General features: G+C 71.4%; 23 protein-coding genes. 9 read left to right on the forward strand and 14 right to left on the reverse strand.

The window, feature by feature from the left end:
- Window positions 1–151 precede the first annotated feature (151 nt).
- The 4 genes from pepN to ACFWGJ_RS23030 form a co-directional block, all read right to left on the reverse strand.
- Window positions 152–2,674, reverse strand: coding sequence for an aminopeptidase N (gene pepN / locus ACFWGJ_RS23015; protein ID WP_387327490.1), 2,523 nt, complete (start codon window positions 2,672–2,674; stop codon window positions 152–154).
- 72 nt (window positions 2,675–2,746) lie between these two features.
- Window positions 2,747–3,259 carry a two-component system response regulator gene (locus tag ACFWGJ_RS23020; RefSeq protein ID WP_387327493.1) on the reverse strand — a complete coding sequence of 171 codons (513 nt, stop codon included), beginning with the start codon at window positions 3,257–3,259 and terminating at the stop codon, window positions 2,747–2,749.
- A gap of 152 nt (window positions 3,260–3,411) precedes the next feature.
- The gene (locus ACFWGJ_RS23025; RefSeq protein ID WP_107017818.1) at window positions 3,412–3,717 is read right to left on the reverse strand and encodes a chorismate mutase; all 306 of its coding nucleotides are present in this window, start codon (window positions 3,715–3,717) and stop codon (window positions 3,412–3,414) included.
- A gap of 145 nt (window positions 3,718–3,862) precedes the next feature.
- Window positions 3,863–4,753 carry a helix-turn-helix domain-containing protein gene (locus ACFWGJ_RS23030; protein ID WP_387327495.1) on the reverse strand — a complete coding sequence of 297 codons (891 nt, stop codon included), beginning with the start codon at window positions 4,751–4,753 and terminating at the stop codon, window positions 3,863–3,865.
- Between the two features lie 109 nt (window positions 4,754–4,862).
- On the opposite strand from ACFWGJ_RS23030, the gene ACFWGJ_RS23035 reads away from it, so the two are divergent.
- Entirely contained in the window at window positions 4,863–6,617 is a 1,755-nt protein-coding gene (locus ACFWGJ_RS23035) for a beta-galactosidase (protein ID WP_387327498.1), read from the forward strand.
- 176 nt (window positions 6,618–6,793) lie between these two features.
- Here the strand turns inward: ACFWGJ_RS23035 and ACFWGJ_RS23040 are convergent, their stop codons facing one another.
- Entirely contained in the window at window positions 6,794–7,576 is a 783-nt protein-coding gene (locus ACFWGJ_RS23040) for a S1 family peptidase (protein WP_387327548.1), read from the reverse strand.
- A gap of 197 nt (window positions 7,577–7,773) precedes the next feature.
- On the opposite strand from ACFWGJ_RS23040, the gene ACFWGJ_RS23045 reads away from it, so the two are divergent.
- On the forward strand, window positions 7,774–8,694 hold the full coding sequence (locus ACFWGJ_RS23045) for a hypothetical protein (protein WP_387327501.1): 921 nt from the start codon (window positions 7,774–7,776) through the stop codon (window positions 8,692–8,694).
- On the opposite strand, the gene ACFWGJ_RS23050 is transcribed toward ACFWGJ_RS23045, so the two are convergent.
- The 3 genes from ACFWGJ_RS23050 to ACFWGJ_RS23060 are packed head-to-tail and all read right to left on the reverse strand — an operon-like array spanning window position 8,633 to window position 10,877.
- Window positions 8,633–9,121: an AAA family ATPase gene (locus ACFWGJ_RS23050; protein WP_387327504.1), complete on the reverse strand. Its 489-nt coding sequence runs from the start codon at window positions 9,119–9,121 to the stop codon at window positions 8,633–8,635. The two genes, ACFWGJ_RS23045 and ACFWGJ_RS23050, sit on opposite strands and share 62 nt — an antisense overlap.
- A 45-nt stretch (window positions 9,122–9,166) precedes the next feature.
- Entirely contained in the window at window positions 9,167–10,120 is a 954-nt protein-coding gene (locus ACFWGJ_RS23055; RefSeq protein WP_387327507.1) for an SDR family oxidoreductase, read from the reverse strand.
- A gap of 1 nt (window position 10,121) precedes the next feature.
- Complete coding sequence (locus ACFWGJ_RS23060; protein ID WP_387327510.1) at window positions 10,122–10,877, reverse strand: SDR family oxidoreductase; 756 nt, start codon at window positions 10,875–10,877, stop codon at window positions 10,122–10,124.
- A gap of 88 nt (window positions 10,878–10,965) precedes the next feature.
- On the opposite strand from ACFWGJ_RS23060, the gene ACFWGJ_RS23065 reads away from it, so the two are divergent.
- The 4 genes from ACFWGJ_RS23065 to ACFWGJ_RS23080 are packed head-to-tail and all read left to right on the forward strand — an operon-like array spanning window position 10,966 to window position 14,475.
- Window positions 10,966–11,763 (forward strand): enoyl-CoA hydratase family protein, encoded by a 798-nt coding sequence (locus tag ACFWGJ_RS23065; RefSeq protein WP_387327513.1) that lies wholly within the window; start codon window positions 10,966–10,968, stop codon window positions 11,761–11,763.
- 2 nt (window positions 11,764–11,765) lie between these two features.
- Entirely contained in the window at window positions 11,766–12,629 is an 864-nt protein-coding gene (locus ACFWGJ_RS23070; RefSeq protein WP_387327516.1) for a CoA transferase subunit A, read from the forward strand.
- Window positions 12,626–13,420, forward strand: coding sequence for a CoA-transferase subunit beta (locus tag ACFWGJ_RS23075; protein ID WP_387327518.1), 795 nt, complete (start codon window positions 12,626–12,628; stop codon window positions 13,418–13,420). Before ACFWGJ_RS23070 ends, ACFWGJ_RS23075 begins: the two co-directional genes overlap by 4 nt.
- On the forward strand, window positions 13,420–14,475 hold the full coding sequence (locus ACFWGJ_RS23080) for an NAD(P)H-dependent flavin oxidoreductase (protein WP_387327521.1): 1,056 nt from the start codon (window positions 13,420–13,422) through the stop codon (window positions 14,473–14,475). Before ACFWGJ_RS23075 ends, ACFWGJ_RS23080 begins: the two co-directional genes overlap by 1 nt.
- Before the next feature lie 64 nt (window positions 14,476–14,539).
- On the opposite strand, the gene ACFWGJ_RS23085 is transcribed toward ACFWGJ_RS23080, so the two are convergent.
- The 3 genes from ACFWGJ_RS23085 to ACFWGJ_RS23095 all read right to left on the reverse strand — a co-directional run bounded on the left by ACFWGJ_RS23085 (window position 14,540) and on the right by ACFWGJ_RS23095 (window position 17,294).
- Window positions 14,540–15,697 (reverse strand): acetyl-CoA C-acetyltransferase, encoded by a 1,158-nt coding sequence (locus tag ACFWGJ_RS23085; protein ID WP_387327524.1) that lies wholly within the window; start codon window positions 15,695–15,697, stop codon window positions 14,540–14,542.
- A 44-nt stretch (window positions 15,698–15,741) separates the two neighbouring features.
- Entirely contained in the window at window positions 15,742–16,353 is a 612-nt protein-coding gene (locus ACFWGJ_RS23090) for a TetR/AcrR family transcriptional regulator (protein ID WP_387327527.1), read from the reverse strand.
- Window positions 16,354–16,508: 155 nt separating this feature from the next.
- A complete protein-coding gene (locus ACFWGJ_RS23095; RefSeq protein WP_387327530.1) occupies window positions 16,509–17,294 on the reverse strand; it encodes an SDR family oxidoreductase in 786 nt (261 codons plus the stop codon).
- A gap of 80 nt (window positions 17,295–17,374) precedes the next feature.
- Between ACFWGJ_RS23095 and ACFWGJ_RS23100 the strand changes: the two genes are divergently transcribed.
- On the forward strand, window positions 17,375–18,511 hold the full coding sequence (locus tag ACFWGJ_RS23100) for an acyl-CoA dehydrogenase family protein (protein ID WP_387327551.1): 1,137 nt from the start codon (window positions 17,375–17,377) through the stop codon (window positions 18,509–18,511).
- A complete protein-coding gene (locus tag ACFWGJ_RS23105; RefSeq protein ID WP_387327533.1) occupies window positions 18,511–19,605 on the forward strand; it encodes an acyl-CoA dehydrogenase family protein in 1,095 nt (364 codons plus the stop codon). The genes ACFWGJ_RS23100 and ACFWGJ_RS23105 overlap by 1 nt, the downstream gene beginning before the upstream one ends.
- 22 nt (window positions 19,606–19,627) lie before the next feature.
- Here ACFWGJ_RS23105 and ACFWGJ_RS23110 read toward each other — a convergent pair whose 3' ends face one another.
- The 3 genes from ACFWGJ_RS23110 to ACFWGJ_RS23120 form a co-directional block, all read right to left on the reverse strand.
- Complete coding sequence (locus ACFWGJ_RS23110; RefSeq protein WP_387327536.1) at window positions 19,628–21,256, reverse strand: cytochrome bc complex cytochrome b subunit; 1,629 nt, start codon at window positions 21,254–21,256, stop codon at window positions 19,628–19,630.
- Window positions 21,257–21,893: 637 nt separating this feature from the next.
- The gene (locus ACFWGJ_RS23115) at window positions 21,894–22,994 is read right to left on the reverse strand and encodes a hypothetical protein (protein WP_387327539.1); all 1,101 of its coding nucleotides are present in this window, start codon (window positions 22,992–22,994) and stop codon (window positions 21,894–21,896) included.
- Between the two features lie 11 nt (window positions 22,995–23,005).
- Complete coding sequence (locus ACFWGJ_RS23120) at window positions 23,006–23,224, reverse strand: hypothetical protein (RefSeq protein ID WP_387327542.1); 219 nt, start codon at window positions 23,222–23,224, stop codon at window positions 23,006–23,008.
- 74 nt (window positions 23,225–23,298) lie between these two features.
- Here ACFWGJ_RS23120 and ACFWGJ_RS23125 point away from each other — a divergent pair, with 74 nt between their 5' ends.
- Window positions 23,299–24,129, forward strand: coding sequence for a chitosanase (locus ACFWGJ_RS23125; RefSeq protein WP_387327545.1), 831 nt, complete (start codon window positions 23,299–23,301; stop codon window positions 24,127–24,129).
- The last annotated feature ends 78 nt before the right edge of the window (window positions 24,130–24,207 follow it).

Genomic DNA, 24,207 nt, shown 5'->3' on the forward strand with positions numbered 1-24,207 from the left:
CCCCTTAAGGGGCAAAAGCTGGGGCGCAGCCCCGCTTTTGAGGGGCGCGGGGAACTGCGCGGGTCACCCCCACCGGCCCGCAGACGAACGCGCCCCCACCGGCCCGCAGGCGGGGCGCGCTCCGGAGCCACGCCCCCTCCCGCTCCGCCCGCTAGCGCAGGCGTGAGCGCAGCGCGCGCGACAAGTCGTCCAGTTGGTCCGTGAGTTTGCGGGACAGGGACGGGCTGGGCCTGGATTCGGCGAGGCAGCGTTCGCCCAGCGCGAGCGTCTCGGCGTCGATGGCGTACGCGGGGAACGCCCACCGACCCGCGGCGTCGGCGATGGCCGGCCCCCGGCGCGCGGCGACGGCGACGGCGTCCTCGAAGTACCGCGGCACGTATGCGCGTACCAGATCGGCCTGTTCGGGCTGCCAGAAGCCGCGGGCGGTGGCGGTGAAGAGGTAGTTGGACAGGTCGTCGCCCACGAACATGGCCTCCCAGGCGGCCTGCTTGGCGACGGGGTCGGGCAGCGCGGCGCGGCAGCGGGCGGCGCCTTCCTGGCCGGTGGCGCTGGGGTCCTGGACGAGTTCGGCCTCGATGACGGCGTCGTCGATCGCGCCGAGGACGGCGAGCCGGCCGAGGATGCGCCAGCGCAGTTCGGGGTCGAGTTCGGGTCCGCCGGGGACGGTGCCTTCGGAGATCCAGGCGCTGATGGTGTCGGGCTGGGCGGCGACGTCGATGAGGTGGCGTACGGCGAGGAGCCGCAGTCCGGGGTGGTCGCCGTCCTCGGTGCGGCGGAGCAGGTCGCGGCCCAGGGAGGTGAGGGTGGTGAGGGCGGCGGGCCGGTCGTGGGGCGGGAGGTAGCGGTCGGCGACCTGGCCGGCGGCGAAGGCGAGGACGCCCTGGACGATGGCGAGGTCGGTCTCCTCGGGGAGGTGGGCGCGGACGGTGTCCAGGTAGGCGGCGGGGTCGAGGTCACCGTCGCGGACCATGTCGCGCAGGGTGTTCCACAGGACGGCCCGGGTGAGGGCGTCGGGGACGCCGGAGATGCCGCGCAGGACGGTTTTCTCGGAGTCGTCGTCGAGGCGGATCTTGGCGTAGGTGAGGTCGTGGTCGTTGGGGACGACGAGGGCGGGGCGGGTGCCGGGGCGGGGGGCGGCCGGCCCGTCGTGGGGGATGTCGGTCTCGTAGCGTTCGCGCAGGACGAGGGCGCGGTCGCCGCCGAGGTCGCGGTCGTAGACGCCGACGTTGACGCGGTGGGGGCGGCTGCCGGTCCGGTCGACGGTGAGGGTCCACTCCCCCGGCTGGGCGGTGACGGTGGCGGTGAGGGTGTCGACGCCGGTGGTGCGCAGCCAGGCGTCGGCCCAGGCGTGGACGTCGCGTTCGGTGGCGGCGGCGAGGGATTCGATGAAGTCGGCGAGGGTGGCGTTGGCGAACTTGTGGCGGGCGAAGTGGGTGTTGATGCCGGTGAGGAAGTCCTTCTCGCCGAGCCAGGCGACGAGTTGGCGCAGGGCGGAGGCGCCCTTGGCGTAGGAGATGCCGTCGAAGTTGAGGAGTGCGGAGGCGGTGTCGGGGACGGCTTCGGGGTCGGGGGCGACGGGGTGGGTGGAGGGGCGCTGGTCGGCGTCGTAGCCCCAGGCCTTGCGGACGATGCCGAAGTCGGTCCAGGTGCCGGTGAAGCGGGTGGCTTCGGTGAGGGTCTGGTAGCCCATGTACTCGGCGAAGGACTCGTTGAGCCAGATGTCGTCCCACCAGCGCAGGGTGACGAGGTCGCCGAACCACATGTGGGCCATTTCGTGGGCGATGACCATGGCGCGGGTCTGGCGTTCGGTGTCGGTGACGGCGGACCGGTAGACGAATTCGTCGCGGAAGGTGACGAGTCCGGGGTTCTCCATGGCGCCGGCGTTGAATTCGGGGACGAACGCCTGGTCGTAGGAGTCGAAGGGGTAGGGCTCCTCGAACTTCTCGTGGTAGCGGTCGAAGCAGGCGCGGGTGATGTCGAGGATTTCGTCGGCGTCGGCTTCGAGGTGGGGGGCGAGCGAGCGGCGGCAGTGGATGCCGAAGGGCAGGCCGCGGTGTTCGGTGCGTACGGAGTGCCAGGGTCCGGCGGCGACGGCGACGAGGTAGGTGGAGATGAGCGGGGTGGGTGCGGCCTGCCAGGTGCCGTCGTCGGTGCGGGTGGTGACGCTGTTGGTGAGGACGGTCCAGGTGTCGGGGGCCGTGACGGTGAGTTCGAAGACCGACTTGAGGTCGGGCTGGTCGAAGGCGGCGAAGACGCGCTGGACGTCGTCCATGAACAGCTGGGTGTAGAGGTAGGTCTCGCCGTCGGTGGGGTCGGTGAAGCGGTGCATGCCTTCGCCGGTGCGGGAGTAGCGCATGTCGGCGTCGACGGTCAGTTCGTGGGTGCCCGCGGTGAGGCCGGTGAGGGGGAGCCGGTTCTCGTGGAGCGTCGCCGGGTCGAGGGGGTGTCCGTCGAGGGTGGCGGAGCGCAGTTCGGCGGGCTTGAGCTCGACGAAGGTGTCCCCGCCACTGTTCTTTTCGCCCTGGTCCTCGCGGACCGTGAAGGTGATGGTGGTGTGGGAGTGGAACGTCTCGTCGCCGCGCGTCAGGTCGAGTGCGATCTTGTAGCGGTGGACGTCGAGGAGTGTGGCACGGGTCTGCGCTTCGTCGCGCGTCAGTACGGACATGGGTGCCATGCTGCCTGATGGGCGGGGCTCGGCACAGGGGCGCCCTGGTATGGCGGCTGTGCGCCCCGGGGTGGGGGACGCCTACGCGGTGCGGCCCTGTTCCTGTTTGCGGGGAGCGGGGCGCTGGGCGGTGATCGGGGGGTCGTAGTGGGCGGTGGGTTCCTTGACGAGGGCCCGCAGTTCGCGGATCTCCCTTTCCATGGACCGGTACCGCTGGTGGGAGTCGTACAGGTAGCGGACTTTCGTGCGCAGGGTCCAGGGGTCTATGGGTTTCATGACGAGGTCGGCGACGCCGAGGCGGAACGCGGCGGAGGACAGGGCGGTGCTGGCGCCGAATCCGGTGACGAGGATGATCGGGATGAGCTGGGTCTGTTCGACGCCCTGCATGTAGCGGACGACGTCGAGGCCGCTGACGCCGGGCATGTGCACGTCGAGCAGGAGCAGTCCGACCTGGCCGCGCAGGACTTCCTTCAGCGCTTCGTCGCCGCTGGTCGCCCGGGTCAGCTGGTAGCCGAGGGGGGCCAGGGCGCTTTCCAGTGCGTAGAGCGTGTCCTCGTGGTCGTCGACTATGAGGATCTTGGCATCCGGCGGCATGGAGCGAAGTCCCCTCGCTTGGACCAACCAGCTTAAGTCCGAACCGGCTGACAGGGAGTGCTCAGCGCAGGATGCCTCATTTCGGCGCGCACGCCGAGGGGGCGGGGCTCACAACGGCCTGAGAACGGGTGCGCGCCGGGGGCCGGGAGTGGTCATTCGCGGGTGTTGGTGTCCTCCGCGATGCGCTCGTGATGGCGGATGACCTCGGCGATGATGAAGTTCAGCAGTTTTTCCGCGAACGCCGGGTCGAGGTTGGCGTTTTCGGCCAGTCGCCGGAGTCTGGCGATCTGCTGGGCCTCGCGGGAGGGGTCGGCGGGCGGCAGTTGGTGGGCCGCTTTGAGGTGGCCGACCTGCTGGGTGCATTTGAAGCGCTCGGCGAGCATGTGGACGACGGCGGCGTCGATGTTGTCGATGCTCTCGCGCAGCCGGTCGAGGTCGGCGCGGACGGCGGGGTCGATGTCACCGGCGGGGCGGCTGTTGCCGCTGCCGCCACTGTTGCCGCTGTCGCTGCTGCCGCTGCTGCCGGCGCTGCTGTTGGTGCCCGCGCCGCTGCTGTTGTCGGTGTTGCTGGTGGTCATGGATGCCAACCCTACGTCGGGTGTCTCAGCCGATGGGGGTCCTCCCGATGATCGGGGGATCGTCGGGATCGGGGACCTGGTCGCTCCAGCCGCCGGGGACCGTGTGGGCCTGTTGTTCCCGGAAACGCACGGGTGCCATGCCGACGCGGCGGGTGAACAGGCGGGAGAAGTAGGCGGGGTCGTCGTAGCCGACGCGGCGGGCGACGGCGGCGACGGGGAGTTCGGTGGCGGCGAGGAGTTCCTTGGCGCGGCCCAGGCGGATGCCGAGGAGGTAGTCCTTGGGGCTGCAGCCGGCGCCGCGGCGGACGGCGGTGCGCAGTTCGGCGGGGGTCATGCCGTGCCGCATGGCGTGGTCGGCGACGGTGAGGGGTTTGCAGGCGTCGCGGGCGAGGGCCTGGAGGACCTGTTCGCCGTCGGGGGCGGTGTCGGCGCGGGCGCGGCGCAGGGTGACGAGGAGTTCGTGGACGGCGGCGCTGGTCTCGACTTCGAGGAGGGGGTTGCCGCGGCGGGCGGCGCGGACGATGCGGCCGACGGTGGCGCGGGCGGCGCCGGCGTCGGAGAGGGCGACGACGGGCCGGTGCGGTTCGATGTAGCCGAGTTCGGTGTAGGTGTCGGCGGTGGGTCCGGTGAAGTCGACGAAGGCCTCGTCCCAGCCGGTGTCGGGGTCGGGCCCGTAGTGGTGCGGTACGCCAGGGGTGAGCCAGAGCAGGGCGGGCGCGGTGACCGCGGTGCGCCGTCCGTCGGGGGTGCGGAACCAGCCGCGGCCGGTGCTGACGACGACGGCGACGTGGTGGTCGAGGGTGCGGGGTCCGACGGTGGGCAGTGTGCCGTGCTGGAGTCCGACGCCGAGGCAGACGAGGCCGAGCCGGTGGTGGGCGGGGCCGGGGGTGAAGAACCGCATCCAGGTGTGGTACATCCGCTGTCTCCCTCCCACGGGCTGCTCGGGGCGACCGGTCAGCTGCGTCCAACCGGTGCCGATCTTTGTCCATGGACCGGGCCCGCCGCCAGGGGTGAGGGTGTCGGGCATGAGCGAGTTCGCGGTGGGGGACACCGATTTCCTGGTGGACGGGCGGCCGGTGCGGCTGCTGTCGGGGGCGCTGCACTACTTCCGGGTGCACGAGGGTCAGTGGGGGCACCGGCTGGCGATGCTGCGGGCGATGGGCCTCAACTGCGTGGAGACGTACGTGCCGTGGAATCTGCACGAGCCGGCGCCGGGTGTGTTCCGGGACGTGGACGCGCTGGGCAGGTTCCTGGACGCGGCGCACGCGGCCGGGCTGTGGGCGATCGTGCGGCCGGGTCCGTACATCTGTGCCGAGTGGGAGAACGGCGGGCTGCCGCACTGGGTGACCGGTGGGCTCGGCGCGCGGATCCGCACCCGCGACGAGGGGTTCCTGGGGCCGGTGGAGCGGTGGTTCGCGCGGGTGCTGCCGCAGGTCGTGCCGCGGCAGTTCGACCGCGGTGGCCCGGTGGTCATGGTGCAGGTGGAGAACGAGTACGGCAGTTACGGCTCGGACCGGGTGTATCTGCGTCGCCTCGCCGAACTGCTGCGCGCGGGGGGCGTACGGGTGCCGCTGTTCACGTCGGACGGCCCCGAGGACCACATGCTGACGGGCGGGTCCCTGGACGGCGTGCTGGCGACGGTGAACTTCGGTTCGCAGGCGCGCGAGGCCTTCGGGGCGCTGCGCCGGCACCGGCCCTCAGGGCCGTTGATGTGCATGGAGTTCTGGTGCGGCTGGTTCGACCACTGGGGCGGTGAGCATGCCGTACGTGATCCGCTGGACGCGGCGGAGGCGCTGCGGGAGATTTTGGAGTGCGGGGCGTCGGTGAACCTGTACATGGCGCACGGCGGTACGAGTTTCGCGGGCTGGGCGGGCGCCAACCGGGGTGGCGGCGCGCTGCACGAGGGGATTCTGGAGCCGGACGTGACGTCGTACGACTACGACGCGCCGATCGACGAGGCCGGGCGCCCCACGGAGAAGTTCTGGCGGTTCCGCACGCTCCTGGCCGCGTACGCGGACGGCCCGCTGCCCGAAGTGCCGGCCGCGCCCGCCTCGTTGGGCTCCTCCGCCGCCGTGGACCTGACGGGCTGGGCTCCCCTGCCGGCGGTCCTCGACACGCTCGGCGGACCGGAGACGGAGACCCCCGTACCGCCCACGTTCGAGGAACTGGACGTGGACCGGGGGCTCGTGCGCTACACCGTCGACGTACCGGGGCCGCGCCGCCCGTACCCGCTGACGGTACGGGGGCTGCGGGATCTGGCGGTCGTGTACGTCGACGGGGTACGGGCCGGGGTGGTCACCGAGCACGAGCCGGAGCTGAGGGAGCCGGTCGCGGGCCCCGCGCGGGTGGACCTGTGGGTGGAGTCGCTGGGGCGGGTCAACTACGGCCCGCGGACCGGCGAGCCGAAGGGCATCACGGGGGGTGTGCTGCACGAACGGCAGTATCTGCACGGGGTGCGGGTGCGGGCGCTGCGGCTGGACGCGTTCGACGCGGGGGTGGAGGGGGTGCCGTTCGGGCCGCTGCCCTCGCTGTCCGCCCCCGGTCTCTACCGGGGCACGGTCACGGTGTCCGCGCCCGGGGACGCCCGCCTCGAACTCCCCGGCTGGACCAGGGGTTTCGCCTGGCTGAACGGCTTCAACCTGGGCCGCTACTGGTCGAACGGCCCCCAATCGACCCTCCACATCCCGGCCCCGACCTTGAGACAGGGCCACAACGAGATCTGGCTACTGGAACTGGAAACCACCGCACTCCCCCCAACGCTTACACCCATCGCCTCCTAGGGCGGAGCTTCTGTTCGGGGGACGCGGGGCTTCCCGGGGGCGCGGGGAACGGCGCAATCTTTTGCCTTTCGCCCTTCAGGGGCGCGGGGAACTGCGCGACCAGCCACAACGCACCCGCAGACAAAAAACGGGCGCCCCCGGCACACACCGGGAACGCCCCCCACTGGAAGTGCGAGCTAAAGCGAAGAAGCCGCCCGAGCTATCGCAGAGGCAAACGTGGACACCTCGGTGTAAACCCCCGGCACCATGGGCCGCGCACACCCGTCACCCCAGCTCACGATCCCCACCTGAATCCACTTGCCCGCATCGTCCTTGCGGAACATCGGCCCCCCGGAATCCCCCTGACAGGTGTCGACCCCACCGCGAGGAACCCCCGCACAGATCTCCTGCGAGGCGATCAACCGCCCGCCGTAATGCCGCTTGCACTGCCGGTCGGCCACAAAAGGCACCTTGGCCTTGAGCAGCTTCACCGAGCCGGTGTTCGCGTTCTCCACGGGGTCGCCCCACCCGGCGATGGTGAACGTCCCCTTGTTGTAGCGGGTCGTCGTCGCGATCTTCAGCGTCGGCAGGTCGATGGGCCGGGCGAGCTTGATGAGCGCCCAGTCCTTGCCGTTGCCGTTGTAGCCCGGCGCCTGGACGACCTTGGTCGACCTGACCTTGATCGCACCGGACGCGCCGAGGTTGGCGACCCCCGCGGTCGCGGTGATACGGGTCGTGTTGCCCGAGCCGTCCACGCAGTGCGCGGCGGTCAGGACGACGTCCTTCTTGTAGAGCGAGCCGCCGCAGCCCATGGACAGGCTGACCATGAACGGGAACTCACCCTGCGCGGCGGGCGCGCCGCCGACTATCGGGGTGGGCGCGGCATGCGCGGCGACGGGCTGGAGGCTGGCGGTCGCGAGAGCGACGGCACCGATCGCCGCGGCCCGCCGAAAGGCTGGTCTCCTGAGGAGACCGAGCATTCCATTGGTCAACTTGTTCCCTTTCGTAGGGGGTTGAGCGCACAGAAGAGTGCACAGAAGTATGAAGATCATGCGGCAGGTGAGGCAAGGGTGGATGTCACGTACACGTCGGGCAACCCAACCCGCGAGAATTCGCTCGCGTCCCCTTAAGGTGGAAAGAGGTTCGGGGCCTGTTCGGAGCTTCTGGGGGTTCGGGCATGGCGAACGGCGGTCCGGTCAAGCACGGCTACCCGCACCTGGAGACGGTGCGCGCGGCGGTCACCGCGCTGTACAAGCGGCTCTCGTACGACACCGTCCACGCCTTCGCCGCCAGCGTGGCCCCCGCCGATGTGGCGTTCTGCGACACGGACGACCTGTATCTGGGCGCGCAGCGGGTGGCGCGCGAGCTGGTGCGCCACTTCCGGCTGCCGGACGCCCGCATGATCGTGAGCTTTCGGGAGATGGAGCACGCGGCGAGTGTCGAGCTGGCCGCGGGGCCGGAGTACTTCATCGAGCTGAACGACCGCTTCCGTACCCATCGGCGGGACATCGGCGCCGCGCTGGCGCACGAGGTGATGCACGTCTACCTGCACCGGCTGGACCTGTCGTTCCCCGGCACCCGGGACAACGAGATCCTCACGGACACGGCGACGACGTATCTCGGTGCGGGCTGGCTGCTGCTGGACGCGTACCGGGAGGACGCGTCGTCCTCGCAGAAGCTCGGCTATCTGACGCCGGAGGAGTTCGGGTACGTGCTGGCCAAGCGGTCCCTGGTGTTCGGGGAGGATCCCGCGACCTGGTTCACCAGTCCGCAGGCGTACACGGCGTACACGCGCGGCCTGGCGCAGGCCCGGGAGGACGAGCGGCAGCCGCCGCTGACGGCGGCGGGGTGGGCGGGGCGGCGCCGCTATGCGAAGGACCGCCGCCACGCGCAGGGCGGCGCCGTCAGAACTGCGTCCGGCCCGGCGTCCGGCCCTGCGTCCGCGGGCGTGTCGTACGCCTTCGCGCCGGACGGGCACGGTCCGCTGCGGGTCTCGTTCCCCTGCCCGACCTGTCATCAGCGGATCCGGGTGCCGGTCAGGGGGCGGGTGCGGGCGCGCTGCGGGCTCTGTCGCACGGTACTGGAGTGCGACACGTAGCACCGGCGTGCGCGTGGCGGCTGCCGGAACCGGGGCCGCGGGCGCACGCGGGTACGTCGTGGCTGGTCGCGCGGTTCCCCGCGCCCCCAAGGCGGGGACACGGCAGTGGAAGGCCGCCGTCCGGCTGTCCCACACGCGTGTCGCCCAGCACACGGCCGTCGTCCGGCACGCGCGCGTCGTCGCTGAGGAAGCGGCGTACGAGGGCCGTCTTGCCGATGCCCGCCGGGCCCTCGACGAGGACGCGCTGGGGCTGTCCCGCGCGGGCGCGCTCGCGGGCCGCCGCGAGGAGCGCGAGGCTGTGCGACCGTCCGACGAACTCCACCGGGACCCACCTCCGTCCGCCTCCGCCCACCCCGCCCTGCTGGGCATCCTCGCGAGCGAGGGGTACGGGGTCCAGCGTTCCCCGGGCTTTGCCGTTCTGGGACATTACTTACTGCTGCTCATCGCGTCCTGTGCGCACTGCGTCCTGTGCTCATTGCGTGCCGTGGACCGCGGTCGGGGCCTGGGCGCGTGCGAGGAGTTCCCGTGCGGTGTCCCCGGCCTCGGCGGGGGTCCACCGGGCCCCCTTGTCGACGCCGGGGCCGGGCCGCCAGCCGTCCATGACGGTGATCCGGCCGCCCTCGGTCTCGAAGACCCGGCCGGTGACCCCGTCGCTCGCGGCCGAGCCGAGCCAGACGACGAGCGGCGACACGTTCTCGGGGGCCATCGCGTCGAAGCCGCTGTCCGGTGCCGCCATGGCCTGGGCGAAGGCCGCCTCGGTCATCCGGGTCCGGGCGGCCGGCGCGATGGCGTTGACCTGCACTCCGTAGCGCCCCATCTCGGCGGCGGCCACCAGGGTGAGCCCGATGATGCCCGCCTTGGCCGCGCTGTAGTTGCCCTGCCCGACGGACCCGGAGAGGCCTGCTCCGGAGCTGGTGTTGACGACCCGGGCCTGGGGCACGCGCCCCGCTTTCGCCTGCGTCCGCCAGTGCGCGGCGGCATGCTTCAGCGGCAGGAAGTGGCCCTTCAGGTGGACACGCATGACGGCGTCCCAGTCGTCCTCGTCAAGATTGACCAGCATGCGGTCGCGCAGGAACCCTGCGTTGTTCACGAGTGTGTCGAGCCGTCCGAAGGAGTCGAGCGCCGCCTGTACGAGGGATGCGGCGCCCTCGGTCGTGGCGATGTCCCCGGCGTGTGCGACGGCCTCGCCGCCCGCCGCGCGGATCTCCTCGACGACCTGCCGGGCCGGGGTGTCGGCCCCCGGGGAGCCGTCGAGTCCGACGCCGAGGTCGTTGACGACGACGCGGGCGCCCTCGGCCGCGAAGGCGAGCGCGTGGGCCCGCCCGAGCCCGCGCCCGGCGCCCGTGACGACGACCACCCGCCCGTCGCACAGACCGGCGCGGAGACCGGGGCCGACGCCTGTGCCGAGACCTGTGTCTGCGGTCATGTCAGTGCTCCCTGTCGGTCTTGTTGACGGTCGCGGCGTCCAGGAAGGCGGGCCGTTCGCCGCCGCCGTGGACGAGGAGGCCGGCCCCGGTGATGTACGCGGCGGCGTCCGACGCGAGGAAGACGGCCGCCCTGCCGATGTCCGTGGGCACGGCGAGGCGTCCCAGCGGGACGGTGCGGGAGACGGCCTCGATGCCGTCCTCGCCCCCGTAGTGCAGGTGGGACAGCTCGGTGCGGACCATTCCGACCACGAGCGTGTTGACCCGCACCTCCGGTGCCCACTCCGCGGCCATCGAGCGGGCCAGGTTCTCCAGTCCGGCCTTCGCGGCCCCGTAGGCCGCCGTGCCGGGCGAGGGCCGGGTGCCGCTGACACTGCCGATCATCACGATGGAACCCCGGGCGCGCTTGAGCAGGTCGTACGCCGCCAGGGAGGCCGTGAGAGGCGCGACGAGGTTGAGGTCGATCACGCGCGCGTGCCGCTCGGCGTCCGTCCCGGCGAGCAGCCGGTGGGGGGCGCCGCCCGCGTTGTTGACGAGGACGTCCAGCCGGGGCAGCCGCCCGAAGAAGGCCCGAACGGCCGGCGGGTCGCGCAGGTCGAGCGGGGCGAACCCGACGCCGTCGAGCGGTGCTTGTGGTGGTCTGCGCGCACAGACCACCACCTCGTCACCCGCCTCGGCGAACGCCCGCGCGATCCCGGCGCCGACGCCCCTGGTCCCGCCCGTGACCACCACGAGCCGCCTGCCCGGCAAGTTGTCCACAGGGCCTCCCGCCCGTCGGCATTGGCTGTTACCTTCGACAGCAGATCGCACCTAACAAACGTTTGGTGGAAAGGTAGCTGATGCGTCCATGGGTGTCTCCACCTCGTCCCCGGAAAAAGGGATTTCCGTCGTCACGGTCGACTTCCCGCCGGTGAACGCGCTGCCGGTGAGCGGCTGGTTCGCGCTGGCCGACGCCGTGCGCGCGGCGGGCCGCGACGCCGGGAACCGCTGTGTGGTGCTGGCCGCCGAGGGCCGGGGGTTCAACGCGGGCGTGGACATCAAGGAGATACAGGCCGAGGGCGACACCGCCCTGCTCGGCGCCAACGGCGGCTGCGCCGAGGCCTTCGCGGCGGTGTACGAGTGCGAGGTACCGGTGGTGGCGGAGGTGCACGGCTTCTGCCTGGGCGGCGGGATAGGCCTGGTGGGCAACGCGGACGCGATCGTGGCGAGCGACGACGCCACCTTCGGGCTGCCCGAGCTGGACCGGGGCGCGCTGGGCGCGGCCACCCATCTGTCCCGGCTGGTGCCGCAGCATCTGATGCGCGCGCTGTACTACACCTCGCGCACGGCGACCGCGGCGGAGTTGTACGGGCACGGCTCGGTGTGGCGGGTCGTGGCGCGCGACCGGCTGCGCCCGGCGGTGCTGGAGCTGGCCCGGGAGATCGCGGGCAAGGACGGCCGGTTGATCCGGCTCGCCAAGGCCGCGATCAACGGCATCGACCCCGTCGACGTGCGCCGCAGCTACCGCTTCGAGCAGGGCTTCACGTTCGAGGCGGCCCTGGGCGGCACGGGCGAGCGCGTCCGGAACGCGTTCGGAGCCGGGGACACGGCCGGGGCCCGGGACGCACGCGCGGTCCAGGACACCTTCGGAAAGGAGGGCAGGTAGGGATGGGCGACAAGACGATGACCGCCGACGAGGCCGTCTCCCGGCTGGAGAGCGGCATGACCCTCGGCATCGGGGGCTGGGGCTCCCGCCGCAAACCGATGGCTCTCGTACGGGCGCTGCTCCGCTCCACGCTCACCGATCTCACGGTCGTCTCGTACGGCGGCCCGGACGTCGGCATGCTGGCGGCGGCCGGGCGGATCCGGAAGCTGGTCGCCCCTTTCGCGACGCTCGACTCGATCCCGCTCGAACCGCACTTCCGGGCGGCCCGGGAGAGCGGCTCGCTCGAACTGATGGAGATCGACGAGGCGATGTTCATGTGGGGGCTGCGGGCAGCCGCCCACCGGCTCCCCTTCCTGCCGGTGCGGGCAGGCATCGGCTCGGACGTGATGCGGGTCAACCCCGGCCTGCGTACGGTCACTTCGCCGTACGAGGACGAGTCGACGGGCGTGCGCGAGACCTTTGTCGCCATGCCCGCCCTGCGGCTGGACGCGGCACTGGTCCATGTGAACCGCGCCGACCGCGCGGGCAACGGCCAGTACCTGGGCCCCGACCCGTACTTCGACGACCTGTTCTGCGAGGCGGCCCAGGCGGCGTACGTGTCCTGTGAGCGGATCGTCGACACGGCCGAGCTGACGAAGGCGGCACCGCCCCAGACCCTGCTGATCAAGCGGCTGAGCGTGAACGGTGTGGTGGAGGCGCCGGGCGGCGCGCACTTCACGTCGTGCGCGCCCGACCACGACCGGGACGAGGCCCTCCAGCGGCTCTACGCGTCCATGCCGTGGCCCGAGTTCGCCGGGAGGTTCCTCGCCGGCGACGAACAGGCCTATCGGACCGCCGTCGACGCGTGGCACGAGGAGCAGTCATGAGCGCGGTGCCGAGCAGGTCCCCGGACACGACCCCGGGCGCGACCGCGGGCGCGTCCCGCAGTGGGGTGACCCGCGCCGAGTACTGCGTGATCGCCTGCGCGGAGGCGTGGCGTGGCGACGGCGAGATACTGGCCAGTCCGATGGGCCCGATCCCGTCGATAGGGGCTCGTCTCGCCCGGCGCACCTTCTCGCCCGAGCTGCTGCTGACCGACGGCGAGGCGCTGCTGGTCGGTCCGGACGGCACGCCGGAGGGCTGGTTGCCGTACCGGCAGCATCTGGCTCTGGTGACCGGCGGGCGCCGGCACGTGATGATGGGCGCGAGCCAGATCGACCGCTTCGGCAACCAGAACATCTCCTGCGTGGGCGACTGGGAGCGGCCCACCCGGCAGTTGCTCGGGGTGCGGGGCGGTCCGGTCAACACGCTGAACAACCCGGTCAGTTACTGGGTGCCCAGGCACTCCAAGCGGGTCTTCGTGGAGAAGGTCGACATGATCGGCGGGGTGGGGTACGACAGCGCCGCGGCGGCGGGTCCCACGGCGACCCGTTTCCACCGCATCCCGCGGGTGGTCTCGAATCTCGGGGTGTTCGACTTCGCGACCGGGGACCGTTCGATGCGGCTCGCCTCGCTGCATCCGGGGGTGACGGTCGAGGAGGTGGTCGCGGCGACGGGCTTCGAGCTGACCGTCCCGGACGACGTCCCGTACACCCGTGAACCGTCTCCGGCGGAACTGAGGACGATCCGCGAGGACCTGGACCCGAAGGGTCTGCGCGACCGTGAGGTCAAGGGCTGATGGAGACCGCCCTCACGCGGCTCGTCGGTGTCCGGTATCCGATCGTGCAGACGGGGATGGGCTGGGTGGCGGGCCCGCGCCTGGTCTCCGCGACGGCGAACGCGGGTGCGCTGGGCATCCTCGCCTCCGCGACGATGACACCCGGTCAGCTGCGGGCGGCGATCCGCGAGGTCTCCTCCCGTACGGGGGCGCCGTTCGGGGTGAACCTCCGCGCGGACGCGGGGGACGCCCGCGACCGTGTCCGGATCATCGTGGAGGAGGGCGTGAAGGTCGCCTCGTTCGCGCTCGCGCCGTCCCGTGAGCTGATCGCCGAGCTGAAGGACGCGGGCGTGGTCGTCATCCCCTCGATCGGGGCCCGCCGTCATGCCGAGAAGGTCGCGGCCTGGGGAGCGGACGCGGTGATCGTGCAGGGCGGCGAGGGCGGCGGCCACACGGGCGAGGTGGCGACCAGCGTGCTCCTCCCCCAGGTCGTGGACGCGGTCGGCATACCCGTCGTCGCCGCGGGCGGCTTCTTCGACGGCCGGGGCCTGGTCGCGGCGCTCGCGTACGGCGCGGCGGGCGTCGCCATGGGCACCCGGTTCCTCCTCACCTCGGACTCGACGGTGCCGGACGCGGTGAAGGCCCGGTATCTCGCGGCCACGGTCAAGGACGTCACGATGACGACCGCCGTGGACGGCCTGCCGCACCGCATGCTCCGTACGGAGTTGGTCGACTCCCTGGAGGGAGCGGGCCGTACGAGAACGCTGACCCGGGCGGTGCGCAGAGCCGCCGGTTTCAGAAAGCTCTCGGGGCTCGGCTGGCCCCAGCTGATCCGCGACGGCCTGGCGATGAAGCACGGCAAGGACCTGACCTGGAGCCAGGTCCTGCTGGCCGCCAACACGCCCATGCTCCTGAGGGCGTCCATGGTGGAGGGCCGTACGGACCTCGGGGTGATGGCGTCGGGCCAGGTGGCAGGCGTGATCGACGACTTGCCGTCGTGCGCGGACCTGGTGGAGAGGGTGATGGCCGAAGCCCACCGAACACTCCGCGCCCTCCCTGATCCGGGCCCGTCCTGAGCGCTTTTGGGGGCGCGGGGAACATCGCGGGCAACCTCCACCGGCCCGCAGCCGACGACGAGACCTAAAGCCGCTCGACGATGGTCACGTTCGCCTGCCCCCCGCCCTCACACATCGTCTGCAACCCGAACCGCCCGCCGACCCGCTCCAGTTCATGGAGCAGGGTCGTCATCAGCTTCACCCCCGTGGCCCCCAGGGGATGCCCCAGCGCGATCGCGCCCCCATTGACATTGACCCGGTCGGGATCCGCCCCGGTCTCCTTCAGCCAGGCGAGTACGACAGGCGCGAACGCCTCGTTGATCTCGACGAGATCGATCTCGTCGATGGACATGCCGGCTTTCTTCAGGGCGTACGCGGTGGCGGGAATCGGCGCCGACAGCATCCGTATCGGATCCTCCCCCCGCACGGAGAGGTGGTGCACGCGCGCCCGGGGGGTGAGCCCGTGCTCGCGGACGGCCCGTTCGGAGGCGAGCAGCATCGCGGCGGCCCCGTCGGAGACCTGTGAGGAGCAGGCGGCGGTGATGGTGCCGCCCTCGACGACCGGTCGCAGGCCCGCCATCTTCTCCAGCGAGGTGTCCCGGCGCGGCCCCTCGTCGACCGTGACGTCCCCGAACGGCACGGTCTCCCGCTCGAAGCGGCCCTCGTCGATCGCGCGGAGCGCCCGCTGGTGGGACCGCAGGGCGAACTCCTCCTGGTCGCGCCGGCTGATCCCCCACTTGGCCGCGATGGACTCGGCGCCGAGGAACTGGTTGACGGGCCGGTCCCCGTACCGGGCGCGCCATCCCTCGCTGCCCGCGAACGGCCCCTCGGTGAGTCCCAGCGGCTCGGCCGCCTGGCGGGAGGCGAAGGCGATGGGGATCTGTGTCATGTTCTGGACGCCGCCCGCGACCACGAGGTCCTGCGTGCCCGAGAGGACGCCCTGGGCGGCGAAGTGCAGGGCCTGCTGCGAGGAGCCGCACTGCCGGTCGATCGTCACGCCCGGGACCTCCTCGGGCAGTCCGGCCGCCAGCCAGGACGTGCGGGCGATGTCACCGGCCTGCGGCCCCACGGCGTCCAGACAGCCGAAGACGACGTCCTCGACGGCAGCCGGATCGACTCCGGAGCGCGCGACCAGTGCCTTCAGCACATGCGCCCCCAGGTCGGCCGGGTGGACCCCGCTCAGACCGCCCTTGCGACGCCCCACGGGCGTACGGACCGCTTCGACGATGTAGGCCTCGGCCATGCCAACTCCCCTGGATCGGCTCTGTCACATACGTGCACGTGCGATCAACTGCGTACGGCGATCCCGTCCAGCACCATCGACAGGTACTGCCGGGCGATCTCGTCCGGGCTGTGCTGTCCGCCGGGCCGGTACCAGGACGCGGCGACCCACACGGTGTCGCGCACGAACCGGTAGGTGAGCCGGATGTCGAGGTCGTCCCGGAAGACCTCTCCTGCCACGCCCCGCTCCAGCGTGGCGAGCCACGCCTTCTCGAACTTGCGCTGCGAGTCGGCGAGGAACGCGAAACGCTCCTGCGCGACGAGCTGCTTGGACTCCTTCTGGTAGATCGCGACGGCCGCGCGGTGCCGGTCGATCTCCCGGAACGACTCGGTGACCAGGGCCTCCAGCGTCTCGCGGGGGTCCAGTTCGGCGTCGAGGACGGTGTCGTAGCCGTCCCACAGCTCGTCGAGGAAGGTCCGCAGGATCTCCTCCAGCATCGATTCCTTGGAGTCGAAGTGGTAGTAGAGGCTGCCCGCGAGCATGCCCGCGTGGTCCGCGATCTTGCGCACGGTGGTGGCGTTGTAGCCCTGCTCGGCGAAGACCTCGGCGGCGGTGCCGAGGAGTTCACGACGCCGCTCGGGCGAGGCCGTCACCTGAGGCTTCTTCTTGGTAGACACGCCCCCATTGTGAGCCGTGGCCCCCTCACAGGGCGCGGGGCGCAGCCCCCGCCCGGCCAGGGGCGCGGGGAACCGCGCGGCCGGCCACGACGCTCCCGCGGACGCATCACCACGCCGGCACCCCCACAACCCCACGGCCACCCCCAGCGGAGCGCTCACGCATGCTGGCTGCTCACGGAGACCACCTCACCCGTCAGATACGAGGAGTACCCGGACGCCAGGAACACGATCACATTGGCCACCTCCCACGGCTGCGCGTACCGCCCGAACGCCTCGCGGGCCGTCAGCTCCGCCAGCAGTTCGGGGGTCGTCACCTTCACCAGATGCGGATGCATGGCGAGGCTCGGTGAGACGGCGTTGATCCGCACTCCGAAGTCCGCCGCCTCCATCGCCGCGCAGCGGGTCAGCGCCATCACGCCCGCCTTCGCCGCCGCGTAGTGCGCCTGGCCGGCCTGGGCGCGCCAGCCGATCACGGAGGCGTTGTTGACGATCACACCTCCGTGACCGCCTTCGCGGAAGGCACGCAGGGCCGCGCGCGTGCACCGGAACGTGCCGTTCAGTGTCACGTCGAGCACCCGCGACCACTGCTCGTCGCTCATGTCGACGAGGGTCGAAGTGCCGCCGAGTCCCGCGTTGTTGACCACGATGTCGAGCCGCCCGTGCAGCCGCAGGGCCGCGGCGAAGAGCGTCCGCACCTGGGCCTCGTCGGTGACGTCGCAGGCGAGCGCCGCGACCCCCTCGAACTCCGCCGCCAGCTCCGCCTCGTACTCCTTGAGGCGCCGCTCGTGCGCGTCGCTGATCAGTACGCGCGCGCCCTCCTCAAGGAAGCGGCGGGCCGTGGCGCCGCCGATGCCCGCCCCGGCGGCGGCCGTGACGACAGCGGTGCGTCCCTTCAGCAGCCCGTGCCCGGGCTCGTACACCGGACCCTCGACGTCTGTCATAGGGCCACGCTAACCTACCAAACACTTGTTAGGGAACTGTGCCGAGCCGGTCGAGCCAGAGGAAGGTGACCGTGGACCTCATGTACTCCCCCGCCGATCAGGCGTTCCGCGCCGAGGCCCGGGCCTGGCTCGACGCGCACGTGCCGGCCGGGCCGCTGCCCTCCCTGGAGACCGAGGAGGGCTTCGCGGCCCACCGCGTCTGGGAGGCCGAACTCGCCGCGGACCGCTGGTCGGTGGTGTCCTGGCCGGTCGCGTACGGCGGACGGGAGTGCGGGCTGACGCGGTGGCTCGTCTTCGAGGAGGAGTACTGGGCGGCGGGCGCCCCGGGCCGGGTCGGGCAGAACGGCGTCAGCCTCCTCGCACCGACCCTCTTCGACCACGGCACCGACGAGCAGCGCGCGCGGATCCTGCCGCCGATGGCCCGCGGCGAGGTCGTCTGGGCGCAGGCCTGGTCCGAGCCGGAGGCCGGCTCCGACCTCGCCTCGCTCAGGTCCAGGGCGGTGCGTACGGAGGGCGGGTGGCTGCTGAGCGGGCAGAAGACGTGGTCGTCGCGGGCCGCGTTCGCCGACCGCGCGTTCGGCCTCTTCCGCAGCGAGCCGGACACGCCGAAGCCCCATCAGGGCCTCACGTACCTGATGTTCGACCTGCGGGCGCCGGGCGTGACCGTCCGCCCGATCGGCCGGCTGGACGGGAAGCCGGCCTTCGCCGAGCTCTTCCTGGACGAGGTGTTCGTACCGGACGAGGACGTGATCGGCGAGCCCGGCCGGGGCTGGCGGGTGGCTATGTCGACGGCGGGCAACGAACGAGGGCTGACGCTCCGCTCCCCCGGCCGTTTCCTGGCGTCGGCGGACCGGCTGGCCGCGCTGTGGCACGAGCGCGGCCGGGACCCGTACACGCGCGACCGGGTGGCCGACGCGGTGATCGGCGCCCGCGCCTACCAGCTGTTCACGTACGCGGCGGCGTCCCGCTTCCTCGACGGCGAACCCCTCGGCCCGGAGTCCAGCCTGAACAAGGTCTTCTGGTCCGAGTTCGACATCGCCGTGCACGAGACCGCGCTCGATCTGCTCGGCCCGGAGGGGGAGGTGGCGGACGGCGGCGGAGGGTGGGGCGAGGGGTACGTCTTCTCGCTGGCGGGGCCCATCTACGCGGGCACGAACGAGATCCAGCGCGACATCATCGCCGAGCGGCTGCTCGGCCTGCCGAAGGGGCGCCGCTGATGCGTTTCCTCCTGGACGACGAACAGACCGCCTTCGCGCGCTCGCTGGACGCCCTGCTGACGGCCGCGGACACACCCGCGGTCGTACGGGCCTGGGGCGCCGGCGACCACGCGGGCGGGCGGGCGCTGTGGTCGCGGATCGCGGAGCTGGGGGTGTTCGGGTTGGCGGTGCCCGAGGCGTACGAGGGGGTCGGGGCGCGGCCCGTCGAACTCGCTGTGGCGTTCGTGGAGTTGGGGAGGCATGCGGTGCCGGGGCCGTTGGTGGAGACGGTGGCGGCGGGTGCACTGCTCTCCGCGCCGGGGTTCGCACACCTCGCGAAGAGGTTCCTGCCGGGGGTGGCCTCGGGGGAGACGGTCGTGACGGTGGCGTTGCCGGGTGGGGGGCCGTACGTCCTGGACGGGGACGTGGCGGATGTGGAGCTGAGCGTTGGCTGGGATGAGGGTGGGGCTGGGACCGGGGCTCGGGCTGGCGCTGGGGCTGGGGCTGGGGCTGGGGAGTTGTGGGTGGCGCCGGGGGGTGCGCCTCGTGGAGGGGGCGCTTCGCGTGTGTGCCGGTCCCTCGATCCCGCTCGGCGTCTTGCCCTCCCCAGCCCCGGGGGTGACGTCCTGGCGGCCGGGCCGCAGGTCGTCGCGGGTGCCGCCGACGCGCTGTGCTGGGCGCGGCTCGCGACCGCCGCGCAGGCCCTCGGAGTGGGGCTCGCCCTGCTCGACAGGACCGTGGCGTACGTGAAGCAGCGCAGTCAGTTCGGTGTGCCCGTCGGCTCGTTCCAGGCGGTGCGGCACCGGCTGGCCGACGCGAAGATCGCGCTGGAGTTCGCGCGTCCGCTGGTCTTCGGCGCCGCGCTGTCCATGGACCCGGCCGACGTCGCCGCCGCCAAGGTCGCGGCCTGCGAGGCGGCGTACACGACGGCCCGTACGGCCCTGCAGTTGCACGGCGCGATCGGGTACACCGCGGAGTACGACCTGTCGTTGTGGCTCACGAAGGCGCGGGCGCTGCGGTCCGCCTGGGGCAGCCCTGGCGAGTGCCGGGGGGTGGTGCTGGGTGCGGGTGCGGGTGCCGGTGCCGGTGCGGGTGCCGGTGCCGGGTTCGGCTGACTCCCGTGGGTTCCGGACGGCCTCAGTGGTGGTCGTCGCTGCTCGTCAGTTCGCGGTACTCCTCGGGGGTCGGCTTGGGGATGTGCGCGTTCTGGCCGTACATGGCGTGGGCGAGGCGCGCCCGCAGGCGTCGGGTGGGTTTGACCTTGCGTTCCACGCCGTTCGCGTCGACGAGCGGGCCCACGTCGTACGGCGGGACCTGGTCGTGCTGGGTGAGGGTGAACCGCTGGGCCTGGGTGAGGGGTTCGTGCACCTCGACGTACTCGCCGTGCGGCAGCCGTTTGATCGTGCCGGACTCCCTGCCGTGCAGCACCTTGTCCCGGTCGCGGCGCTGGAGTCCCAGGCAGACGCGTTTGGTGATGACGAAGGCGAGGAGCGGTACGACGAAGAAGGCGATCCGTACGAACCAGGTGATCGCGTTGATCGACAGGTGGAGGTGGGTGGCGACGATGTCGTTGCCGCCGCCGATGAGGAGTACGCCGTACAGGCTCAGCCAGGCCACGCCCAGCGCGGTTCGGGTGGGGACGTTGCGGGGGCGGTCGAGGATGTGGTGCTCGCGTTTGTCGCCGGTGATCCACGCCTCTATGAACGGGTAGACGCCGATGGCCAGAAGGATCAGCGGGAAGAGGGTGAAGGGGATGAAGACGCCCAGTTGCAGGGTGTGGCCCCAGGCGTCGATCTCCCATCCCGGCATCACCCGGATCAGGCCCTCGGAGAAGCCGAGGTACCAGTCGGGCTGGGCGCCGGTGGTGACCAGGTCCGCGCGGTAGGGGCCGAACGCCCACACGGGGTTGATCGTGGCGATCGCGCCCATCATCGACAGCACGCCGAAGACCAGGAAGAAGAAGCCGCCCGCCTTGGCCATGTAGACCGGCATGAACGGCATGCCCACGACCGATTTCTGGTCGCGGCCGGGGCCCGGGTACTGCGTGTGCTTGTGGTAGAAGACCAGGATCAGATGGGCGACGACCAGGCCGAGCATGATCCCGGGCAGGAGCAGGACGTGGACCGGGAAGAGCCTGGAGATGATGTCGTGGCCCGGGAACTCTCCGCCGAACAGGAAGAAGGAGAGGTACGTGCCGATGACGGGCACGGCCAGGATCGCGCCCTGGGAGAAGCGGATGCCGGTGCCGGAGAGCAGGTCGTCGGGGAGCGAGTAGCCGGTCAGGCCGGTGAGGATGCCGAGGAACAGCAGGGTCCAGCCGAAGAACCAGTTCAGCTCGCGGGGTTTGCGGAACGCGCCGGTGAAGAAGACGCGCATCATGTGGACGAGCATGCCGGCGACGAAGACGAGGGCTGCCCAGTGGTGGATCTGGCGGATCAGCAGTCCGCCGCGTACGTCGAAGCTGATGTCGAGGGTGGACTCGTACGCCCTGGTCATGATGATGCCGTTGAGGGGCTCGTACGAGCCGTTGTAGACCACCTCCACGCCGCTGGGTTCGAAGAAGAGGGTGAGGTAGACGCCGGTGAGGATGAGGATGAGGAAGCTGTAGAGGCAGATCTCGCCGAGCATGAAGGACCAGTGGTCCGGGAACACCTTGCGCATCTGGGTCTTGGCGAGGGTGTAGATGCCGAGGCGGCCGTCTGCCCAGTCGGCGACGCGTTCGCCGCGGCTTGCGTCCGCCGGTCGTTTCGCGCTTCGCGCGTCCATAGGTGGGCCTCCCCGTTGGCTCGGCTCGCCGTTCAGAGTGGCACGGAGTTCTGCGAAGGCGAAGGGGTTGTTCGGTCGGGGTTCTTGGCTGACCGCCGGTGGGGGTTGGCGTTGGGGATTGCGCAGTTCCCCGCGCCCCTGAGGTGCGTGGTGGGGCGGGGGCGCGCCGGGACGTCCGGTCGCCGCTCTCGCAAAGTCGGGTCACCCCGGTCGCCGCGGCGCCCACACATCCCGACACACCCCCTCCACGCAGAGAGGTCAACATCCCCCGGTGGAACTCAGGGCCCCAACGCGCAAAAACCAACTGTTGGGGGCACGGGGAACGGCGCAGTCTTTTGCCTTCAGGGGCGCGGGGAACTGCGCAATCCTTTACGCCCACCCCCACCGGCCCGCACCTTCAGGTTCAGGGGCGCGGGGAACGACGCAGTCCTTTGCCTTTAGGGGCGCGGGGAACGGCGCAATCCTTTACGCCCACCCCCACCGACCCGCACCTTCAGGTTCAGGGGCGCAGGGAACGACGCAGTCCTTTGCCTTTAGGGGCGCGGGGAACTGCGCAATCTTTTGGGCCAGCGCCCACCGGGGCGCGCCGTGTGGACGAGCCGCACCCCCCGGAGGGGGCCGGTGGGGGCGGGCCCCACTACCCCGCCCGCTCCTGGTACGCCCGCAGGGCAAAGACCCGTTCCCGCCCGGCGTCGGGCATCAGCTCGATGAGGGGGAGCACCAGGTCCCAGAGGCCCTCCTTGTCGACCCCGCGCGCCAACGCGTCGAGGCCCGCGTCGTCGAGCGCCCCCGCAACCCCCGCCACCACCCGCCGGGCACTGGGCGGCAACACCCCCACCAGCGGCAAGAAGTCCCCCCAGAGCCCGGTAGCCACCACCCCGTGGACGAGCCCGTCCAGCACAGCGGGGTCCCGCAGCGCGGGCAGCGCGGCGACGGCCCGCAGTTCGGTCCCGCTCAGGAGCGACACGATCGGCAGCAGCGACTCCCACAGGTCCTGCTCGGCCGTGGCGCGTATCAACGAGTCGAGCCGCCCCTCCGGCTGCGCCGCGGTCAGCGACGCGATCCGGGCCCGCTGCTCGCCGGTCGCCATGCCCGCCACGGCTATGGCCTCGGGCCACAGACCGTGCTCGGCGGCGGCCACGATGACCGCGGAGATCCGCTGGTCGTCGAGCAGTTCGAGGATGTGTCCGAGCCGCTCGGGATGGTCGATGACGAACCCCGTACGCAGCAGAGTCGTTTCCGCGAGCTGCGGCAGGATGCTCTTCAGCGCCGAGTCCCGCAGATGACCGACGAACCGGCCCATCGTGAGGTGGTCGCCGCGTTCGGCGAGGACGAGGGCGATGCGTACGACGATGTCGTCGTCCAGTCTGCCCATGATCCCGGCGATGCGGCGCGGGTCGACGTGGTGGCAGCAGCGGGCCGTGAAGTCGACGGGGAGCCGGTCGATGATGTCGGCCGCGCGGGCCGGTTCGAGGCGTCCGGCGAGCGCGGCGGCCAGGCGCGGGCCCAGTGCCTTCTGGGCGATGCCCGCGGCGACGGCGGCGGGCAGCAGTTTCGTCATGCCGGCGATGCGGTCGAGCAGGACGGGGTCCTCGTCGAAGAGCGCGGCGACGGCATGTTCGCGGAAGAGGCGTACGTCGTCGGCGGGCAGCTCTTCGAGGAACGCCAGCTGCTGTGGCTCGACGTCCAGCAGCCGGGCGAGCTTCAGGGTTTCGGCTCTGCCGCGCAGTGTGTCCATGCGGATTCCCCTCAGCGGAAGAACATCCGGCGGACAGGTTCCCTGGTCAGGGCCGGTACGAGGGTGAGGGCGTCCTCGACGGACTCGTGCAGTCCGGAGGCTCGGCGCTCCCGTGCCCGGCGCAGTGCCTGGGCGAGCAACAGGGCCTGTGCGCCGTCCAGTTCCGCAAAACCGTCCGGTAGCGGAACGTCCAACTCGGCCCGCAGCAGCGCCAGTTCCTCCGCGCTCACAGAACCTCCCCCGGCGTACACAGAAAATCCACCCGGTGCGGCACGGCACCCTTGGCCGATCGTACTCTTTGCTCATGAAACGCGCTGGCCGTCTGCTGTTCGTCGTCGCCCCACTGTTCGCGTTGGCGGCCTGCTTCGTGGTGCCCGGCCACGGGGACGACGGCGGACGTTCGGACCGCCGGAGCGCCAGTCCCGACGCGCGTGCGGACGGGCTGGACGCGCCGGAGAAGAAGGAGCTGGCGCAGCGGATCGTGTCCAGCGCCGAGAACTCCAGCCTGGACTGGCGCGGGCAGTACGACTACATCGAGGACATCGAGGACGGCCGCGGGTACACGGCGGGGATCATCGGTTTCACCACCGGTACGCACGATCTGCTCGTCCTGGTCGAGCGTTATACGAAGGCGCATCCGGGCAATGCGCTGGCGCGGTATCTGCCCGCTCTGCGGGAGGTCGACGGGTCGGAGTCGCATGAGGGGCTGGGCGACGGGTTCGTGGCCGCCTGGAAGGCGGAGGCGGGGAAAGCCGCGTTCCAGCGGGCGCAGGATTCCGAGCGGGACCGGGTGTACTTCGATCCCGCGGTGCGGATCGCGAAGCGGGACGGGCTGGGTGTGCTGGGTCAGTTCATCTACTACGACGCCATGGTGATGCACGGACCCGGCGATCCCGGTTTCTCCGGCATCCGTGAGCGGGCCATGGCGGAGGCGGACACTCCCGCGGAGGGTGGCAAGGAGGTCTCGTACCTCGACATCTTCCTGGACATGCGGAAGAAGACGATGGAGGACGAGGGGCGCCGGGACACGTCTCGGGTGGACACGGCTCAGCGGCGGTTCCTGTACGACGGGAATCTGGACCTGGACACCCCACTGAAGTGGAAGGTCTACGGCCAGCCGTACGAGGTGAAGTAGCCCTTCCCGTCACCGCATGGGGGCTGCGCCCCCTCGCCCCCCTTTGCGCAGTTCCCCGCGCCCCCAGGTACCTGGGGG

It is taken from the genome of Streptomyces sp. NPDC060205 (assembly GCF_042728395.1).
Classification (GTDB): domain Bacteria; phylum Actinomycetota; class Actinomycetes; order Streptomycetales; family Streptomycetaceae; genus Streptomyces.

What these genes read in the sequence shown, in the direction of transcription:
- pepN (WP_387327490.1), bottom strand. Translation starts at nt 2,674, where the DNA reads ATGGCACCCATGTCCGTACTGACGCGCGACGAAGCGCAGACCCGTGCC.
- ACFWGJ_RS23020 (WP_387327493.1), bottom strand. Translation starts at nt 3,259, where the DNA reads ATGCCGCCGGATGCCAAGATCCTCATAGTCGACGACCACGAGGACACG.
- ACFWGJ_RS23030 (WP_387327495.1), bottom strand. Translation starts at nt 4,753, where the DNA reads ATGTACCACACCTGGATGCGGTTCTTCACCCCCGGCCCCGCCCACCAC.
- ACFWGJ_RS23035 (WP_387327498.1), top strand. Translation starts at nt 4,863, where the DNA reads ATGAGCGAGTTCGCGGTGGGGGACACCGATTTCCTGGTGGACGGGCGG.
- ACFWGJ_RS23040 (WP_387327548.1), bottom strand. Translation starts at nt 7,576, where the DNA reads ATGCTCGGTCTCCTCAGGAGACCAGCCTTTCGGCGGGCCGCGGCGATC.
- ACFWGJ_RS23045 (WP_387327501.1), top strand. Translation starts at nt 7,774, where the DNA reads ATGGCGAACGGCGGTCCGGTCAAGCACGGCTACCCGCACCTGGAGACG.
- ACFWGJ_RS23050 (WP_387327504.1), bottom strand. Translation starts at nt 9,121, where the DNA reads ATGTCCCAGAACGGCAAAGCCCGGGGAACGCTGGACCCCGTACCCCTC.
- ACFWGJ_RS23055 (WP_387327507.1), bottom strand. Translation starts at nt 10,120, where the DNA reads ATGACCGCAGACACAGGTCTCGGCACAGGCGTCGGCCCCGGTCTCCGC.
- ACFWGJ_RS23065 (WP_387327513.1), top strand. Translation starts at nt 10,966, where the DNA reads ATGGGTGTCTCCACCTCGTCCCCGGAAAAAGGGATTTCCGTCGTCACG.
- ACFWGJ_RS23070 (WP_387327516.1), top strand. Translation starts at nt 11,766, where the DNA reads ATGGGCGACAAGACGATGACCGCCGACGAGGCCGTCTCCCGGCTGGAG.
- ACFWGJ_RS23075 (WP_387327518.1), top strand. Translation starts at nt 12,626, where the DNA reads ATGAGCGCGGTGCCGAGCAGGTCCCCGGACACGACCCCGGGCGCGACC.
- ACFWGJ_RS23080 (WP_387327521.1), top strand. Translation starts at nt 13,420, where the DNA reads ATGGAGACCGCCCTCACGCGGCTCGTCGGTGTCCGGTATCCGATCGTG.
- ACFWGJ_RS23085 (WP_387327524.1), bottom strand. Translation starts at nt 15,697, where the DNA reads ATGGCCGAGGCCTACATCGTCGAAGCGGTCCGTACGCCCGTGGGGCGT.
- ACFWGJ_RS23095 (WP_387327530.1), bottom strand. Translation starts at nt 17,294, where the DNA reads ATGACAGACGTCGAGGGTCCGGTGTACGAGCCCGGGCACGGGCTGCTG.
- ACFWGJ_RS23100 (WP_387327551.1), top strand. Translation starts at nt 17,375, where the DNA reads ATGTACTCCCCCGCCGATCAGGCGTTCCGCGCCGAGGCCCGGGCCTGG.
- ACFWGJ_RS23105 (WP_387327533.1), top strand. Translation starts at nt 18,511, where the DNA reads ATGCGTTTCCTCCTGGACGACGAACAGACCGCCTTCGCGCGCTCGCTG.
- ACFWGJ_RS23110 (WP_387327536.1), bottom strand. Translation starts at nt 21,256, where the DNA reads ATGGACGCGCGAAGCGCGAAACGACCGGCGGACGCAAGCCGCGGCGAA.
- ACFWGJ_RS23115 (WP_387327539.1), bottom strand. Translation starts at nt 22,994, where the DNA reads ATGGACACACTGCGCGGCAGAGCCGAAACCCTGAAGCTCGCCCGGCTG.
- ACFWGJ_RS23125 (WP_387327545.1), top strand. Translation starts at nt 23,299, where the DNA reads ATGAAACGCGCTGGCCGTCTGCTGTTCGTCGTCGCCCCACTGTTCGCG.